This window comes from Gordonia terrae, assembly GCF_001698225.1.
Lineage (GTDB): Bacteria > Actinomycetota > Actinomycetes > Mycobacteriales > Mycobacteriaceae > Gordonia > Gordonia terrae.
On sequence record NZ_CP016594.1, the window covers coordinates 4,605,156 to 4,622,256 of the forward strand.

At 67.1% G+C, this 17,101-nt stretch carries 15 protein-coding genes; 10 read left to right on the forward strand and 5 right to left on the reverse strand.

Features of this window, described 5'->3' with window-relative positions:
* The first annotated feature begins 215 nt into the window (after window positions 1-215).
* The 6 genes from BCM27_RS20370 (at window position 216) to BCM27_RS20400 (ending at window position 7,396) form a co-directional block, all read left to right on the forward strand.
* Window positions 216-1,340 (forward strand): acyl-CoA dehydrogenase family protein, encoded by a 1,125-nt coding sequence (locus BCM27_RS20370; protein WP_004022045.1) that lies wholly within the window; start codon window positions 216-218, stop codon window positions 1,338-1,340.
* Window positions 1,337-2,869: a long-chain-fatty-acid--CoA ligase gene (locus BCM27_RS20375; protein WP_004022046.1), complete on the forward strand. Its 1,533-nt coding sequence runs from the start codon at window positions 1,337-1,339 to the stop codon at window positions 2,867-2,869. The genes BCM27_RS20370 and BCM27_RS20375 overlap by 4 nt, the downstream gene beginning before the upstream one ends.
* Window positions 2,870-3,197: 328 nt before the next feature.
* Entirely contained in the window at window positions 3,198-3,608 is a 411-nt protein-coding gene (locus tag BCM27_RS20380; protein ID WP_004022047.1) for a hypothetical protein, read from the forward strand.
* Window position 3,609: 1 nt separating this feature from the next.
* The gene (locus tag BCM27_RS20385) at window positions 3,610-4,980 is read left to right on the forward strand and encodes a hypothetical protein (RefSeq protein ID WP_004022048.1); all 1,371 of its coding nucleotides are present in this window, start codon (window positions 3,610-3,612) and stop codon (window positions 4,978-4,980) included.
* Between the two features lie 789 nt (window positions 4,981-5,769).
* Entirely contained in the window at window positions 5,770-6,363 is a 594-nt protein-coding gene (locus BCM27_RS20395; RefSeq protein ID WP_004022051.1) for a hypothetical protein, read from the forward strand.
* 280 nt (window positions 6,364-6,643) lie between these two features.
* Entirely contained in the window at window positions 6,644-7,396 is a 753-nt protein-coding gene (locus BCM27_RS20400; RefSeq protein ID WP_004022052.1) for a DUF1275 family protein, read from the forward strand.
* A gap of 23 nt (window positions 7,397-7,419) precedes the next feature.
* Here BCM27_RS20400 and BCM27_RS20405 read toward each other — a convergent pair whose 3' ends face one another.
* Window positions 7,420-8,559 carry an NAD(P)H-dependent flavin oxidoreductase gene (locus BCM27_RS20405; protein ID WP_004022053.1) on the reverse strand — a complete coding sequence of 380 codons (1,140 nt, stop codon included), beginning with the start codon at window positions 8,557-8,559 and terminating at the stop codon, window positions 7,420-7,422.
* Window positions 8,560-8,583: 24 nt separating this feature from the next.
* Window positions 8,584-10,209: an acyl-CoA synthetase gene (locus BCM27_RS20410; RefSeq protein ID WP_004022055.1), complete on the reverse strand. Its 1,626-nt coding sequence runs from the start codon at window positions 10,207-10,209 to the stop codon at window positions 8,584-8,586.
* A gap of 91 nt (window positions 10,210-10,300) precedes the next feature.
* Between BCM27_RS20410 and BCM27_RS20415 the strand changes: the two genes are divergently transcribed.
* Window positions 10,301-11,122 carry a crotonase/enoyl-CoA hydratase family protein gene (locus tag BCM27_RS20415; RefSeq protein ID WP_004022056.1) on the forward strand — a complete coding sequence of 274 codons (822 nt, stop codon included), beginning with the start codon at window positions 10,301-10,303 and terminating at the stop codon, window positions 11,120-11,122.
* Between the two features lie 122 nt (window positions 11,123-11,244).
* Here the strand turns inward: BCM27_RS20415 and BCM27_RS20420 are convergent, their stop codons facing one another.
* Window positions 11,245-11,961, reverse strand: a complete 717-nt coding sequence (locus tag BCM27_RS20420) for a PAS and ANTAR domain-containing protein (RefSeq protein ID WP_004022057.1) — start codon at window positions 11,959-11,961, stop codon at window positions 11,245-11,247.
* 21 nt (window positions 11,962-11,982) lie between these two features.
* Window positions 11,983-13,020 (reverse strand): LLM class F420-dependent oxidoreductase, encoded by a 1,038-nt coding sequence (locus BCM27_RS20425; RefSeq protein WP_004022058.1) that lies wholly within the window; start codon window positions 13,018-13,020, stop codon window positions 11,983-11,985.
* Window positions 13,021-13,111: 91 nt separating this feature from the next.
* Between BCM27_RS20425 and BCM27_RS20430 the strand changes: the two genes are divergently transcribed.
* From BCM27_RS20430 to BCM27_RS20440, 3 genes are read left to right on the forward strand one after another with little or no spacing between them, the layout of a single operon-like run.
* Window positions 13,112-14,143: a Zn-ribbon domain-containing OB-fold protein gene (locus tag BCM27_RS20430; protein WP_004022059.1), complete on the forward strand. Its 1,032-nt coding sequence runs from the start codon at window positions 13,112-13,114 to the stop codon at window positions 14,141-14,143.
* Window positions 14,143-15,192, forward strand: coding sequence for a thiolase domain-containing protein (locus tag BCM27_RS20435; RefSeq protein WP_004022060.1), 1,050 nt, complete (start codon window positions 14,143-14,145; stop codon window positions 15,190-15,192). The genes BCM27_RS20430 and BCM27_RS20435 overlap by 1 nt, the downstream gene beginning before the upstream one ends.
* Window positions 15,192-16,370, forward strand: coding sequence for a thiolase domain-containing protein (locus BCM27_RS20440; RefSeq protein WP_004022061.1), 1,179 nt, complete (start codon window positions 15,192-15,194; stop codon window positions 16,368-16,370). Before BCM27_RS20435 ends, BCM27_RS20440 begins: the two co-directional genes overlap by 1 nt.
* A gap of 42 nt (window positions 16,371-16,412) precedes the next feature.
* Here BCM27_RS20440 and BCM27_RS20445 read toward each other — a convergent pair whose 3' ends face one another.
* Window positions 16,413-16,961 (reverse strand): carboxymuconolactone decarboxylase family protein, encoded by a 549-nt coding sequence (locus BCM27_RS20445; protein WP_033205059.1) that lies wholly within the window; start codon window positions 16,959-16,961, stop codon window positions 16,413-16,415.
* Window positions 16,962-17,101: the final 140 nt, after the last annotated feature.

Sequence of the window (17,101 nt, forward strand, 5' to 3'; positions counted from 1 at the left end):
GCTGGTAACCCCGACCGAGCCAAGCAAGCACCCCGCCCACCCGCTGGTTGAGTAGCCCCGAGCGAGCGCAGCGAGCACCCCGCCCCAGCCGCAGGTAACCCCGACCGAGCCAAGCAAGCACCCCGCCCACCCGCTGGTTGAGTAGCCCCGAGCGAGCGCAGCGAGCACGCGGCGTATCGAAACCACAACCGCACCCCGAAGATGGAGACGCACCGATGGATTTCTCGCTTCCCGAATCCGGCGCCGACGTCCGTGGACTGGCCCGCGACATCGCGACGTCGATCAGCACTCCCGAGCGCGTCGCCGACCTGGAGTCCTCGCGGGCCGCGCTCGACGCGAACCTGTGGCGTGAACTCGGCGGCGCCGGGCTCCTGGGCCTCGAGCTGTCCGCCGAAGCCGTCGGAGATGCCGGTGGCGACCTCGGTGTCGTCGAGAACGCGCTCGTGGCCACCGAGCTCGGCCGGGTGCTGGCCCGCGTACCGTTCGGACCCCATGCGATCGCTGCGCTGCCGGTGATCGCCGCGCACGGTTCGGCGCAGCTCCGTGGCCGGGTCCTCGCTGCCGGTGCCACCGGCGATTCGGTGCTCACCGTTGCCGTCGAGGAAGACCTGGCGACCGACCTCGGCTCCCCCACGACGACGTTCTCGACGGAGGGGACGCTGACCGGGGTCAAGGTCGACGTTCCCTATGCCGAGGCCGCGGACATGTTCGTGGTCACCGCATCCGGACCCGACGGTGTCGTCGCGGTAGTCGTCGCGGCCGACGCCCCGGGCGTCGTCGTCACCCCCACCCCGTCCACCGGATTGATCCCCTCGGCGCAGGTCGAGTTCGACGGCACACCGGTCGACGGCGACGCCGTTCTCGCCGGCGGAGGGGACACCGCCGCGACGCTGGTCGCCCGCGCGACACTGGCGTGTTGTGCCGACCAGACCGGCATCGTCGAGCGCGGACTCGAGCTCACCGCCGAATATGCCCGCGAGCGTGAGCAGTTCGGCCGCGCCATCGGATCGTTCCAGGCGGTCGCGCAGCGTCTCGCCGACGGATACATCGACGCGCAGGGGTTGGCGCTGACGACGACGCAGGCGGCCTGGCTGCTCGACCATTCGAGCGGACCCACCCCGGAGCTGCAGAATGCGATCGCGACGGCCAAGTTCTGGGCTGCGGAGGCCGGTCACCGCGTGGCACACACGGCCGTACACGTTCACGGTGGTGTCGGCCTCGACACCAGCCACCCCGTGCATCGCTACTTCTTGCGCGCCAAGCACAACGAGTTCGCGTTCGGCTCGGCCACCGCGTCGGTGAGGGTCATCGGAGCCGAGCTGGCCGCCACACCGGCGTGAGCCGGCCGATCGCCCCGACGCGCGCCTCGACGGTCGCCGATCTCGTCGCGCCGCTGACCGGGGTCGACGATCGCGGGATCTGGTTCGAGGGCGGGTTCCGTTCGTGGGCAGATCATCTCGTCGACGCCGCACTGCGGGCCGGGGTGGTGCGGAGCTGGTTGTCGGAGGACCGCCCGCGCCACGTGGGCATCCTGCTCGCCAACACACCGGAGTTCAGCGCACTGTTCGCAGCGGCGGCACGTCACGGATTCGTGCTGGTCGGCCTGAACACCACCCGCCGCGGTGACGCCCTCGCCGCCGACATCGCCCGCGCCGATTGTCAGGTCGTGTTGTGCGGCGTCGACACCCGGCATCTGCTCGACGGCCTCGACCTCGGCGGAACCCGCGTCATCGATGTCGACTCGCCCGAGTGGGCGGACGCGGTGGCCACGAGCGAGCCGGCGCCCCTCGCCGATCCGACGCCGGACGACCTCATGATGCTGATCTTCACCTCGGGGACGACCGGGGATCCGAAGGCGGTGCGGTGTACGCATCGCACCTTCGCCACCAGCGGCCCGATGCTGGCCGACCGGTTCGACATCGGTCCGCGCGACGTCGCCTACCTGTCGATGCCGATGTTCCACTCCAACGCGATGATCGCCGGGTGGTGCGTCGCGGTGGCCGGCGGGGCGTCGATCGCGTTGCGACGCAGCTTCTCCGCGCGCGGGTTCGTCGAGGACGTCCACCGGTACGGCGTGACGTATGCCAACTATGTCGGCAAACCGATGAACTACATTCTCGCCACCGAGCCGCACCCCGACGACGCCGCGAGTTCGTTACGCATCATGTACGGCAACGAGGCGCCGGCCCGCGACCGGCGCCGGTTCGCCGAGCGCTTCGGGTGCCGCGTCGTCGACGGTTTCGGCTCCACCGAGGGCGGGGTGGCCATCACCCGGACCCCCGACACACCCGACGACGCCCTGGGACCGTTGCGTGAGCCGACCGCGGTCGTCGATGTCGACACCGGCGAGCCCGTACCTGTCGGCACGGTCGGTGAGATCGTGAACCTCTCGGGCCCCGGCCTTTTCGCCGGTTATCACAATGATCCCGATGCCACCGCCGACCGCATGCGTGGCGGGATCTACCACACCGGCGACCTCGCCTGGGTCGACGACGCCGGTTTCCTGCACTTCGCCGGACGCCTCGGCGACTGGCTGCGGGTCGACGGGGAGAACATCGGCACCGGCCCGATCGAACGAATCCTGCTGCGTCATCCGTCAATTCGTCAGGTCGCGGTGCATGGCGTACCGGTGGAGATCGGTGACGAGATCGAGGCGGTCCTCGTCGCCGACGGGCTCACGGGCGACGAGTTCGGCGAATTCCTCTCCGCTCAGGACGATCTCGGTCCCAAGCAGTGGCCGCACCGGGTGCGACTCGTCGACGAGCTCCCCGAGACCGCCACCTTCAAGACGGTCAAGCGACTGCTGGCGGCCGATACCACCCCGCCCACGTGGGTTCGCGACGGTCGGGTCTACCGCACCGCGACGTAGGCCGGCCGCCGCCGCTCCCCTGAGCGTCCCGTGCGGTGATTCGAGAGAACCAACAGACCTACTGGCCCACACTGTTCCCTGAGCCGAGGAGCGAAGGCGACCCACCCCTGCTCCCTGAGGTGCGAGGAGCGCAAGCGACGAGCCACGAAGGGCCCCGTTTGGATCGGTATGACATTACGCCCGGTTTCGGGGCACAACGTCATACGGATCTTCCGCCCCCCCTGTGGATGCCGTTCCCCATTCTCGATCGTCACGCTCTACGTTGACAGCGCACAGTTCTGGTATGCGCTGATCGTGCTAGCTTCTACGCACGCACTCGGGGGAGACGATGGCAGATCTGACCGTAGATCCGGCGGCGCTGGTCACAGCCGCTATGGAGATCCAACAGTGCGCCTCGAACATCGGGGGGTTGCACCTCAGTGCAGGACTGGGGACCACCTACGCGACCCAGACGTTCGGTGGCCTCGCCGGCTCCTTCCGAGGCGCGACCGACGACATGAGCGATATCGCTAGCTCCGGTGATTCGCAGATCGAGACGTCGATGTCGAATGCTTCGAAGGCAATCTCTGCCTTTGCTGAGTTGGTGGTCAACGCCCGCGACACCACCGTCGACACTGATCAATCCGGAGCGGACCGTATTTCGAGCGCGATCGCCTTCCCTTCGAGGACCGGCCCACTGACGGATCACCCAGTTCCGCTCGAAATTCTCCTGGGCGTCACGGAGAGGGGACCGCGGTAGCATGCCGCCGAGCTACAACGAGGTCACAGCATGGACGCCCGATCGACTCCGGCTCATCGCCAATGGACTGTTCGCCATGAAGGCTCGTCTGGACGCCGAGGCGCCCAAGGCGGGAAACCCCGTCCTCAACCTGACGGGTGCGGAGTGGACGGGTACGGCCAGAGGACCGGCCGATGACCGAGCGGAGGCCATCACACGCTGGCTCCGCGGTGTTGCGAACGAGTACGGCGATCTGGCCGATGCGATGAACCGCGGCGCGTTTTCCATCGAAGGAGCAGTCACTGCCCTCGAGAACGGGACAACGTCATCAGAGTCCCAGGGGTATGTGCTCAACCGCGGAAGCCGCGAGTATGAGGTGGCCTTCGAAGCAGCGAAAGCTCCACCCGAAACCGAGTACGACGAGAATGTCGCCTTTCAGCACCAGACCGCGTTGCGCAATCTCGGTGTAGCTGCGGACCAGTCGGTGAGCGACACGAGCGCAGCCGTAAACTCGGCCCTTGCCGCACTTAGCGGAATCACACCGGCGTCGATTGCCACTTCCACCGGATCGATGACACGCGTGGCGAATCAAGTGGACGCATTCCGCGAGGTCTACGGTCGAGTACCTGTCAGCGACAACGACTGGCGGATGGCCGCCGCTTTGGACCCGCACAGCTACAATCCGAAGAACCAGGGCGTCCCGCCCGTCGTGAGCGTCATCAAGATCAAACCTGTTCCCGGGCAGGGCGTCGTGGCCACGGGGTTGTTCATTCCTACGGAAACAGTTATCGGCGGGATCGATGATCACCTCGGAGACAATCGCGAGTTCGATCCTCATTTTTCCCCGGAGAATACTCGTGTCAGCTACTTCATCGACTACGAGAACGGGATCATAATTGCGCGACAGAATCCGTCGGTTAACGTCGATTCCGGTGAGGTGAGGACCGGCACGCCCAAAGTGTCGGCGTCGCAGCTACCTGACGGCACAGTTGCGATCGCCTACGACGCCGCCGACCCTTTTGCCCCGCCGGGCGCCGCAGAGCTCGCGTGGTCTGTGAACGGCCAGACCGTGATCACACCTAGCGGAACAGGCGCACGAGTGTCGGGCGAGGCTACGGACTACCCCTCGATGGAGACATACCAGTACTTGCCGGACGGGCAAACCCGCATTCTCCACCAAGACGACGCTGGCGACCACATCGCGGCTGGGCCATTCTTGAATCTGCCATTCCACCACGAGTATGGAAGCTACGAGGACGATCTCGACAGGTTCGAGCAGGAGGTCGTCAACTCCTCCCCGGGCAACGACTGGATTCCGGTCGAGACGGGTGAGATCACCGGAATGACTGACCTCGGAGACCCCGGTAGTCCTCCCAGAGCGAAAGGGTCGTGACGACTTTGATGGCGATTTACGTTATCCGTCTGATCAGCCAACCTCAGGGGCGAGGCAGATGACGGCTAGCGACCGTGCCACGGACAACACTGTCGGCTCCGCGCCCCAACGCATGTACGGGGCGCAGACCGCCGTGGCCATGCTGTTGATGGTGACGGTCTTCAGCGTTCCGCACGCAGTCGGCGGAGTGTCGGTCGCTGCCTGGAGGACGGGCTTGGTGACTGCGGGGCTGCTGGTAGCGGGAGTTCTGGCCTGGGTCAATGATGGGAGCGCGCGGAGCTGGGCTTATGTCATAGGCGCAGCGGTTTCAGTTAGTGGACTGGTCGCGCTATCGCTGGGAGCTTGATTGTGGATACGCGCTATTTCGGTCCCCGCACACCGTTTGTCGCGATTGCCGCGGTGTCTCTATCGTTTATTGCATACGCACTCCTCTGGGGCCTTGGGACAATGCTGGTGTTGCTCGCCCTGCTCGGAGGCGCCCTGTGCATACTCTTTCCTGGGCCGGTGAGACAAACAGGCACTGGGATTGTGGTCGGCAGTGTTGTGTTCGCAACGGGTTTCGCTGTGTACATTCTGACCAACCTTTGATCGGTCGTCTCGAAGTTCTGAGTTCCCCTCCTGACGACATGCGGAGCGGACTCCGCTCATGAGGTTTTCCACTCAGCGTCCTGCTGTTCCTATTCGGGACCGTCGGAACGTATGTCTGACGCCGGATATGTCCATTCGTGGTGGGTTCGCGCCATCCTTCGGGAACACTAACGCGCAGACCCCGACGAGAGGCTCGCACCCATGACCGGACGACACCTGCTCCGCACCCTGGGCATCGCGCTCGGATGCGCAACCGCGGCAATCCTCTCCCCCGCGATCGCGCACGCCGCCCCCGGCGATGTCACGATCACACCTTCGGTGTCCGGCAACTCGGTCACCGTGACAGTCACGAACCGGTCCGCGGCGGTGATCGGGTGCAAGATGTTCGGGCTACCGGCCGGGTCGGTGGCGAACAGCGACTCACGACCGCCGTTCGGGTACGTCAATCCGGTCGACCCGCGGGCTCTGATCGCCCCCGGCGGCACGAGAACTGTTGCGCTCGAGGTATTCGACGACGGTCCGACCGGGTCCACCGTGCTGCCCGACGGCGACTGGGACCTGTACTGGGGATGCACCACCGTGCCGGGAGTCGACGGCGTCGAACAATGGGGCACGCTCGGCCCGACCGGAAAGCCGTCGACCGCACCAACCACGCGACTGACACTTCCCGCCGCAGTCGGCACCCTGATCGCACCGACTCCCATGCCGCCGGGGCCGTGTCCCGACGCGAGTTGCCTCCCGCCCGACGCCGCCGACATCGTCGACGACCTGTGGGGCGAGTACACCTCGCCGTAGCGCGATCCCCGAATCCCGAGCCCGCTCGCAGCCGCCACACAACGGTCGTGCCGACGCGCTGGTTCCGCCGACACCTCGATGGGTGACGGATCGCCCGGGCGGACCAGTATGTGGTCGGACTCACGTGGCGCAGACGGCGGACTTCGGGTGCCCTGGAAGTAGGGAACTGCCCTATCGGGCTTCCCCGACGGGACAGACCGCCGATGCCGCCGGGACACACTCCCCCGTTCGAATGCCGATCACGACCACAGCCCTACCGACAGGACTGGGAGCCGACCCGATGACCGTTGTCGAACGCACCGCATCCACTTCCGACCCTCGCAGCGAATCAATCCGAAAGGAATTGCTGGGTCCCTTCTACGACGGGCGAGAGATGGTTCTCGCCGCCGTCCTCGCCGCGCTGGCCGGCGCCACCGGCGCCGCGGCATGGCTGTACTCCTCCGGCTGGTACGTCACCTTCATGACGGGCAACAGCGAACGGCTGGTGCTCGAACACGTCAAGGGCGCGCACCGGCTCGGCTTCACGGCTCTGCTCACCGTCGTGGTGTTCGTTCTCGGCGTGTTCGTGGCCACCTTGGCGCGAATGTATGTGTGGCGCAAGGCCCGACACGGGGCGACGATGCTGACCGCGGGTTCGACGATCGCGGCGTGGCTCATCGACATCGGCCTCGAGAACGGCAATCGCGAGTTCGGCGCCGGCCCGGTCCTCTGCCTGGCCTTCGGTCTCGGCGCACTCAACACCTCGATCAGCCGCAAGGGCGAGGTCGTCATGCCCCTGTCGTATGTGACCGGCACGCTGGTGAAGATAGGCCAGGGTGCCGGGTTGCACGTGGCCGGCGCCAAGCGGTGGGGATGGGTCGCTCACCTGAGCACCTACGCCGGATTCCTGGCCGGTGCCGGATTCGGTGGCCTGCTGTTCAACGCCTTCGACGAACGGAACTCACTGCTGACGTTGGCCGTGGTCGCGGTGGTCGCGGCGATGATCACCTGGCGCCTGGATCATCCGAAATTCTTGCGTGCCGATGTCCGCTGACGTGACGTCGCCGCACCGGTCCCCTAACCGCCCAGCGTCTTGTTCATCCGGCCGACGGCCTCGTCGTACTCGCTGACGAGATCGGCGATCAGATCGGCCACCGGTGTGATGGCGTTGCAACGTCCGACGATCTGCCCGGCGGGCATGGCGACGACGTCGGGGTTGTCGGCCTGCGAGATCCGTGCGTGCGCCTCGGCGACGAGGAGGTTCTGCAGCGGCATCGGCAGCGGTTCGGGCGCCGATTCGGCGTCCCACGCATCCGTCCAGGCCGTCTTCAGCAGTCGCGCAGGCTTTCCCGAGTAGATCCGGCGGCGCACGGTGTCGCGCGACGTCGCCTTCAGCAACGCCTGCTGCACGGTCGACGGCTTGTCCGAGCCCTCCGGCACGCCGAGCTTGTACTCCGCGGCCGTCAGCCAATACGTGCCCATCCACACACCCTGGGCACCCAGCGCGATCGCGGCGGCGATCTGACGACCGCTACCGACGCCACCGGCCGCGAGAACGGGGGCGGTGTCGCCGACCGCGTCGACGAGTTCGGGCCACAGGATCATCGAGGTGACCTCACCGGTGTGCCCACCACCCTCGTAACCCTGCGCGATGACGATGTCCACGCCGGCCTCGACGTGATGCAGCGCATGATCTTTCGCGCCTGCCAGTGCGGCCACCAGCACGCCGTTGTCGTGCGCGGTCTGGATGACGTCGGGCGGCGGCGACCCCAGGGCGTTGGCGATCAGTTTGATCTGCCCGTATTTCCGACGATGCTCCATCGAGATGTCGACGTGGGACCGCGCGACCGAGTGCAGCCAGCCGAGCACACCGGCGTCGACACGATCACCACCGGGCAGCGGCGGCACACCCAGATCGTCGAGCGTGCGCTCGACGAACGCCCGGTGCTCGGGCGGGATCATCGAGTCGAGGTCGACCTTGGAACCCTCGATGGGGATCTTGGCGGGCATCACCACATCGACGCCGAAGGGCTTGCCGTCGGTGTTCTCGTGCATCCACTCCAGGACCTCGTCGAGCTCGTCGGCCTCGTTGAAGCGGACGCATCCCAGCACGCCGAGTCCGCCGGCGCGACTGATCGCCGCCGCCACGTCCTGGCTGGGTGTGAACCCGAAGATCGGGTATTCGATGCCGAACTTCTCGGCCAGTTCAGTACGCATTGTTGTCAGCTCGCTTCCGGCGCTCTACTGCGCCTCGTCGGCGGGACGCTCGGCGGTGACCGACGCTCCCCATCGGTAGTCGGGTTTGCCTGCGGGAGAACGCTTGATCTCGTCCACGAACCACACGCTGCGCGGGCATTTGTAGCCCGCGAGCTCTTTCCGCACGACGTCGTTGAGACTCGTGAGCGACGGCCGCGCCCCGTCGCGGGTGGCGATCACCGCGGCGACGCGCTGGCCCCATCGATCGTCGGCCACTCCCACCACGACGGTGTCGAACACGTCCGGGTGGGCCTTGAGCGCGCCCTCGACCTCCTCGGGGAACACCTTCTCGCCGCCGGTGTTGATCGACACCGACCCGCGGCCGAGCATGGTGATCGTCCCGTCGGCCTCGAGGACCGCATTGTCGCCGGGCAGCGAGTACCGCACGCCGTCGAAGACCTTGAATGTCTTGGCCGACTTCTCCGGATCGTTGTGGTAGCGCAGTGGCACATGTCCGGAGCGCGCGAGCACCCCCACCTCGCCACTCCCCGCCTCGACGGGTGTGCCGTCCTCCCGGAGGACGTGGGTCTCGCTGTCGGCCTTCACCCGTGGACCACCGGTGTGCGGGGTGCCCTTCTCGACGACTCCCATTCCACCGAAGCCGGTCTCCGACGACCCGATGGCATCGATGACGACTGCGTTCGGAAAGCGGTCGAGGAACTGTTCTTTCACGCTCGGCGAGAAGAGGCAGGCCGATGACGCGACCGACAGCACACTCGACAGATCGCGCTCGTCGCCGTTCTCCAGCGCCTCGATCATGGGACGTCCCATGGCGTCTCCGGTGATGAACACGACGTTGACCTTGTGGCGTTCGACGATGTCCCACGCGGCCGAGCCGCTGAACTCGGGGTACACCACCGCTTTTCCGCCGGCGAACAGCGACTGGAAGATCGCCCACTGCGATCCGCCATGGATGAACGGCGGGATCGGGTACCGGACGAGCTGCCCGCCGTCGGCGCCGGTCTTGGCGAGATGCCACTCGTCGGGGACGGGTTCGCTGGTGTACCAGTCGATTCCGCCACCGAGCACACGCCAGACGTCCACCTGACGCCACACGACACCCTTGGGCTTCCCGGTGGTCCCACCGGTGTAGAGCATGTACAGGTCGTCGTCGCTGCGGTCCTCGAAGTCGCGTTCGGTCGACGATCCCGCGATCGCTTCCTCGTACCGGATGGCGTCGCCGTGTCCGTCGCAGCAGAGATCCTCGTCGGACCCGTCCTCGATGGCGATGCGGTGCTCGAGTTCGGGTGAGCGCGGCAACGTGTTGCAGACGCGGGTGGCGAAGCCGCGCTCGTGGATGAGCACCTTCATCCCGGAGTCGGTGAAGATGTGCTCGAGTTCGGCTTCGACGTAGCGGTAGTTGACGTTGACCATCACCGCGCGCGCCTTGAAGATGGCGACCATCGACTCGACCGATTCGATGGTGTTCCGGCTGTACAACCCCACTCGGTCACCCGGCTTGACGCCCAGTTCGCGCAGTGTGTGGGCGAGGGCGTTCGACCGCGCCTCCAGCTCGGCGTAGGAGAGCGTGCGGTCGCCGGACTCGAGCGCGATGCGCTCGGGAACCAGGTCGACGGCATGCTCGATGAGGTCGGCGATCGTGTAGGCCATGGGATCAAAATTAGAACGTGTTATCGTTCTGGGCAAGCGGCAATCCACTGCCGCCGCGATCACCTGAGCACAGCGAGACCGGAGCGCAGCGATGACCACAACAACCCCCGCCGAGTCCGTCACCGAGAAGGCACCCGAGTGCCTCGTCGAGAAGCGCGGGCACATCCTCATCGTGACGATGAACCGCCCGGAGGCGCGCAACGCGCTGTCGACGGAGATGATGCGGATCATGACGGAGGCGTGGGATCAGGTCGATGCCGACCCCGACATCCGCGTGGCCATCCTCACCGGCGCCGGCGGATACTTCTGTGCGGGCGCCGACCTGAAGAGCATGAACAAGAACGCACCCGGCGACACGGTGGACTCCGGCGCCTGGAATCCGGCGTCGCTGCCCGCGCTGCTCAAGGGACGCCGCCTCACCAAGCCGCTGATCGCCGCGGTGGAGGGACCGGCGATCGCCGGCGGCACCGAGATCCTGCAGGGCACCGACATCCGGATCGCCGGCGAGAGCGCGAAGTTCGGTGTCTCCGAGGCGCGCTGGGGGCTCTACCCCATGGGCGGCAGCGCCGTCCGGCTCGTCCGGCAGATCCCGTACACCGTCGCCTGCGACATCCTGCTGACCGGTCGCCACGTCACCGCGCGGGAGGCCCTGGAGTACGGCCTGATCGGCCACGTCGTCGACGACGGCGCCGCGCTCGACAAAGCCCTCGAGCTCGCCGAGAAGATCGCGGCCAACGGCCCGCTCGCGGTACAGGGAATCCTGAAGACCATCCGCGACACCGAGGGCCTGCACGAACTCGACGCCTTCGAGATCGACGCGAAGATCGGCATCTCGGTCTTCAAGTCCAAGGACGCCAAGGTCGGCCCGCGCGCCTTCGCTGAGAAGCGCACACCCGAGTTCACCGGCGAGTAGTCACTTCGGCGCACAATCAACGCCAAACGACGCCCAGTCGACGAAAGCCGACGCCCAGTCGACGCACAGTCCGACTCTGCGCGCTAGCGAGCGAGGCGCGCGGTGGGGCTGGAGAGCACCGGTCAGTCCTCCGACGACTGCCGGGGACGCAGCACGATCTCGTCGAGGCGCCGACGCTGGTGGTCCTCCACCGAGAGTCCCGCCTGGATCTCGACGACGAGCGCGGCCGCGACATCCCGGATCTTGACGTTCTCCTGCTGCGAGCGCCAGCGGAGCACATCGAACGCCCGGTCGGCGTTGACTCCGTACACCAGCATGAGCATGCCCTTCGCCTGCTCGATCACCCCGCTGCTGTCCCGGAAGGCCCGGACCTGATCGTCGACCCGCCGCTGCACCGCGGCCAGTTCGGCGTCGGTCAGGTCGAGATAGAAACCCTCGGTGCCGATGGGCACACCGGTTGCGTCGGTGATGGAGTGGGCGATGACCGCCACCGGTCGGACGCGCCCCGACGTGTCGACGATGCGGTGACGGCTCGAGAACGGCGCGTGATTGGTGAGCATCTCGGCCATCACCGCGTCGAAGTGGGCACGGTCCTCGGGGTGCTTGTGGCGGCGCATCAGCTCGGTGGTCGGTTCCACCTCACCCGGTGCGTAGCCGTGCAGCGCGGCGACCTCATCCGACCACTCCCACTTCTCACCCTCGTAGAAGAAGCGAAAATTGCCGATGCGGCGCATTCCCGACGGCAGCCGGTCGGACGTGTTGTTCTGCCTTCCCGCCGGGAGGCCGCCCCGTTCGTGGTCTGCGCCCTCACAACGAGGATCGTGATCACCGTGTCGCACGGCGTGAATTCTATGGCCGAATCACACCAGCGTCGCCAGTTCGCGGATCGTCTCGGCGTCGCGCGCGGTGACCATGAGCATGGTGACCCCGGCCGCCTCCCACTCCTTGATCTGCGCGCGCACCTCGTCGGCGGTCCCGACCAGCATCGTCTCGCGGACCATCTCGTCGGGCACCGCGGCCATCGCCTCGGCCTTCTTCCCGCTCAGGAACAGGCTCACGATCTCGTCGACGGCGTCGCCGTAACCCATCCGCTTGTACAGCTCGGCGTGAAAGTTCTTCTCCTTGGCGCCCATTCCGCCGACGTAGAGCGCCGTCGACGGCCGGTACCGGTCGATGGCGGCCGCGACGTCGTCGGTGATGACGACCTGCACGGTCGCGGCCACCTCGAAGTCGCTGCGCGACCGGCGCGCACCCGGGCGGGCGAATCCCTCGTCGAGCCAGGCGTTGTACTGGTCGGCGAGGCCGAGGCTGAAGAAGATGGCGAGCCAGCCGTCGGCGATCTCGGCGGTCTGCGCGACGTTCTTCGGGCCCTCGGCGCCCAGCCAGATCGGCACATCGGCGCGCAGCGGGTGGGTGATCGGCTTCAACGGTTTCCCGAGGCCGGTCGACCCCGGTGCGTCAGCCGGATACGGCAGCGGATAGTGCGGACCGGGGTTGGTCACCTTGTCCTGGCGGGCGAGCACGTCCCGCACCACGCGCACGTACTCTCTCGTGCGCGCCAGCGGTTGGGCGAACGGTTCGCCGTACCAACCCTCCACGACCTGCGGTCCCGACACCCCGAGTCCGACGATGTGCCGGCCGCCGGAGAGATGGTCGAGGGTCAGCGCGTGCATGGCGAGCGAGGTCGGCGGTCGCGCCGACAGCTGGGCCACCGCGGTGCCCAGTCGCAGACGCGAGGTCGCGGCACCCCACCACGCCAGCGGCGTGTACGCATCCGATCCCCACGACTCCGCGGTGAACACGGCGTCGAAGCCACATTCCTCCGCGGCGGCGATCAATTCCGGCGCGTTCGGGATGGGGTCGGCGCCCCAGTACCCCAGTTGCAGACCGAGCTTCACTCCCACTCCCCTTTCGCCCGGCCGCGCGTTCCCACGGCCTGACATGCACCTTGTGTCCAATACTAGAACGTGTTCTACTCGAGATGTGAGCATGAGCGTAACGTCTCCGGCCGCCCCGAGTCCCGTTGCCGAGGTGCCCGAGCCGAAGTCCCCCATCCTGACCGCTCCCCTGGCCAACTCGTTCGACTACACCAGGTCTCTGGGTCCGGTTCTCAGTCAGTTCGCACTCGCCCTGCGCGACGGTCGGATCATCGGCTCGAGAGGCAGCGACGGCAAGGTCGCGGTCCCTCCGGTCGAGTTCGACCCCGTCACCGGCGCGCAGTCAACGGAGTTCGTCGAGGTGTCGGCCGTGGGTACGGTGACCACGTGGACCTGGAACCCCGAGCCGGTACCGGGCCAGCCACTGGACAAGCCGTTCGCATGGGCGCTCATCCGCCTCGACGGCGCGGACACGACTCTGCTGCATGCGATCTCGGTCGACTCCCCCGACGAGATGTCGACCGGGATGCGGGTCCACGCGGTGTTCGGCGCGGCTCGTATCGGCCGCATCGACGACATCGCCCACTTCACCCCCGGCGAGGAGCCGGCCACCGCCCCTGCCAACACCGCCGAGGCACCCAAGGGTGCCGACACCGGCCTCCTCGTCATCCCCACCCCGGTCAGCACCGAGATCATCCACTCCGCCAACGAGGAGGAGTCTGTCTACCTCGAAGGGCTGAAGGCGGGCAAGCTGATCGGGACCCGTATCGGTTCGGGTGTCGACGCCGGACGCGTGTACTTCCCGCCCCGTGGCGTCAGCCCGGCCGACGGTTCCCCCGCGGTGGAACGAGTCGAACTCGCCCACACCGGCATCGTCACCACGTTCTGCATCGTCAACGTGCCCTTCCAGGGCCAGCGGATCAAGCCTCCGTACGTCGCCGCCTACGTGCTCCTCGACGGCGCGGACATCCCGTTCCTCCACCTGATCCTCGACATCGAGGCCGCCGAGGTCCGAATGGGCATGCGCGTCAAGGCCGTCTGGCTTCCCGAGGACGAATGGGAGCACTCGATCGGCAACATCAGCCACTTCGCGCCCACCGGGGAACCGGACGCCGAGTACGAGACCTACAAGGACCACCTCTGATGACACTGCCCCCGATCGCGATCATCGGTTTCGCGCACAGCCCCAATGTCGCCGGCACCCACGGCACCACCAACGGTGTCGAGATGCTGATCCCGTGCTTCGAGAAGCTCTACGCCGAGCTCGGCATCGCTCGCACCGACATCGAGTTCTGGTGCAGCGGATCGTCGGATTACCTTGCCGGCCGCGCGTTCTCCTTCATCTCGGCGATCGATTCGATCGGCGCCATGCCGCCCATCAACGAGTCACACGTCGAGATGGACGGCGCATGGGCGCTCTACGAGGCGTGGGTCAAGATCGCCACCGGTGAGGTCGACCTCGCGCTCGCCTACGGTTTCGGCAAGGCCACCGCCGGCAATGCGGATCAGACCCTGACCCTGCAGACCGACCCCTACACGGTCGCTCCCCTGCACCCCGACGCCCGGTCGCTCGGCGCGCTGCAGGCGCGAGCCGGGATCGACGCCGGGGTGTGGACCGAAGAAGACATGGCGACGATCGGCGCCCGCACCTTCGGCGGCTCGGTCGACGAGCTTCTCGGCCGCGACTACGTCGCGAATCCGCTACGGGCGCACGACATCGCGCCGTACACCGACGCCGCCGCCGCGGTCGTCATCGCCAGTGAGCGCAAAGCGCGTGAACTCGTCGCCAATCCGGCATTCGTCACCGGATGGGACCATCGGATCGACACCCCCAACTTCGGGGCACGCGACCTCACCCTCTCCCCGTCGACGAAGCTGGCCGGCGACACCGCGTTCGGCGATCGCAGCCGTGCGGTCGACGTCGCCGAGATCAACGCGTCGTACACGCATCAGGAGATCATCGTCCGTAACGCACTCGGCCTTCCGAACTCGGTGCGGATCAACCCGTCCGGCGGTTCCCTCGCCGGCAATTCGCTGTTCTCGGCCGGCCTGCAGCGCATCGGCTACGCCGCGCACGAGATCCTCGGCGGCAACGCGGGCACCGCGCTCGCCCATGCGTCGAGCGGCCCGCTGCTGCAGCAGAACATGGTGGTCACACTGAGTGCCCAGAACAACGAGGGGGCCGGGAACTGATGGGACACAACAACCGTGCCGCGGTGCTGGGCACCGGGCAGACACGATACGTCGCCAAACGGTCCGATGTCACGATGGCCGGCATGGTCCGCGAGGCCATCGACGCCGCGCTGATCGACTCGAAGGTCTCGCTCGACGACATCGACGCGATCGTCATCGGCAAGGCGCCCGACCTGTTCGAGGGGTCGATGATGCCCGAGCTCGCGATGGCCGAGGCCATCGGCGCGGTCGGCAAACGCCTCATCCGCGTGCACACGGCCGGCTCGGTCGGCGGGTCGACGGCCAACGTGGCCGCGTCGCTGGTCTTCGCGGGCGTGCACAAGAGAGTCCTCGCGGTCGCGTGGGAGAAGCAGTCGGAGTCCAACGCGATGTGGGCCCTGTCGATCCCGGTGCCCTTCACCAAACCGGTCGGTGCGGGCGCGGGCGGATTCTTCGCACCGCACGTACGCGCCTACATCCGGCAGTCCGGGGCTCCCGAGCACATCGGCGCGATGGTCGCCGCCAAGGACCGTCGTAACGGCGCGCTGAATCCCCTTGCGCACCTGCATCAGCCGGATCAGACCGTCGAGAAGGTCATGAGCTCGCAGATGCTGTGGGACCCGATCCGCTACGACGAGACCTGCCCGTCGTCGGACGGCGCCTGCGCGGTGGTGATCGGCAGCGAGGATGTCGCCGATGCGGCCGTGGCCGCGGGTGACCCGGTGGCGTGGATTCACGCCACCGCGATGCGCACCGAACCGCTGTCCTATGCGCACCGCAACGTCGTGAGTCCCCAAGCCGGGCGCGACGCCGCCGCCGCGCTGTGGAAGGCCGGTGGCATCAGCAATCCGCTCGACGAGATCGACGCCGCCGAGATCTACGTCCCCTTCTCGTGGTTCGAGCCGATGTGGTTGGAGAACCTCGGCTTCGTCGCCGAGGGCGAGGGTTGGAAGCTCACCGAATCGGGTGACACCGAGATCGGAGGCCGCCTCCCGCTCAACGCGTCGGGCGGTGTGTTGTCGTCGAACCCGATCGGCGCATCGGGCATGATCCGTTTCGCCGAGGCAGCCATCCAGGTCATGGGCAAGGCGGGCGACCACCAGGTCGCCGATGCGCGCAAGGCGCTGGGTCACGCCTATGGTGGTGGCTCGCAGTACTTCTCGATGTGGCTCGTCGGGGCCGACAAGCCCCTCCACTGATCCGTTCTCGTAGCAGTCATGCGCACCCTATGCGCATGACTGCTACGACATGCGTTCGGGCACAGCGCAGGCGAGGCCGTCGGACATCCCGGTCGGCCGAACGCCCAGTGACTGGTTCAGCCGAGCCCGCTGGTTCTCCCATGCGACGGTCATCGCGAGCTCGACGATCTGGGTCTCCGATAGATGTTCGGCCAGCCGACCCCGCAGCTCGGCGAGGTCCTCGCCCACTGCGGGGGTCAGGGTCATCGCCTCGGCGTAGCCGATGACGAGCTTCTCCAGATCGGTGTACGCACCCGACTCGCGATACCGCGGCAGATCGCGGAGTTGCTGCTCGGTGATGCCCGCCCCCGTCGCGAGTGCCGAACCGATGTCGAGGCAGAACTCGCAGCTGACCAGGCCGGCCGCCTTGAGCTCGGCGAGTTCCTTGAGTTTCGGGTCCATCCGATTCGACAGCAGCAGTGCCGATTCCATGCCCATTGTTGCGCCGGCGACGAGGGGGCGTCGTGCCAGATGACCGACGAGTTCGGCGCGATGCCGTCGAGCCCGCCCCATCGCGCGAAGGTAGTTCCGTGTTCGGTGCAGTGCCCTCATCGTCCGTCCTTCCGGTGCCGATCGCCGACCTTTACGCACCTCATCGTGCGCCGATGCGACTCCGGTGTAAACGTCCGATGGCTCACAGGCACCGTCACTGACAAACACCGCGGGCGGGACAGGTGGTCGTCACCTGTCCC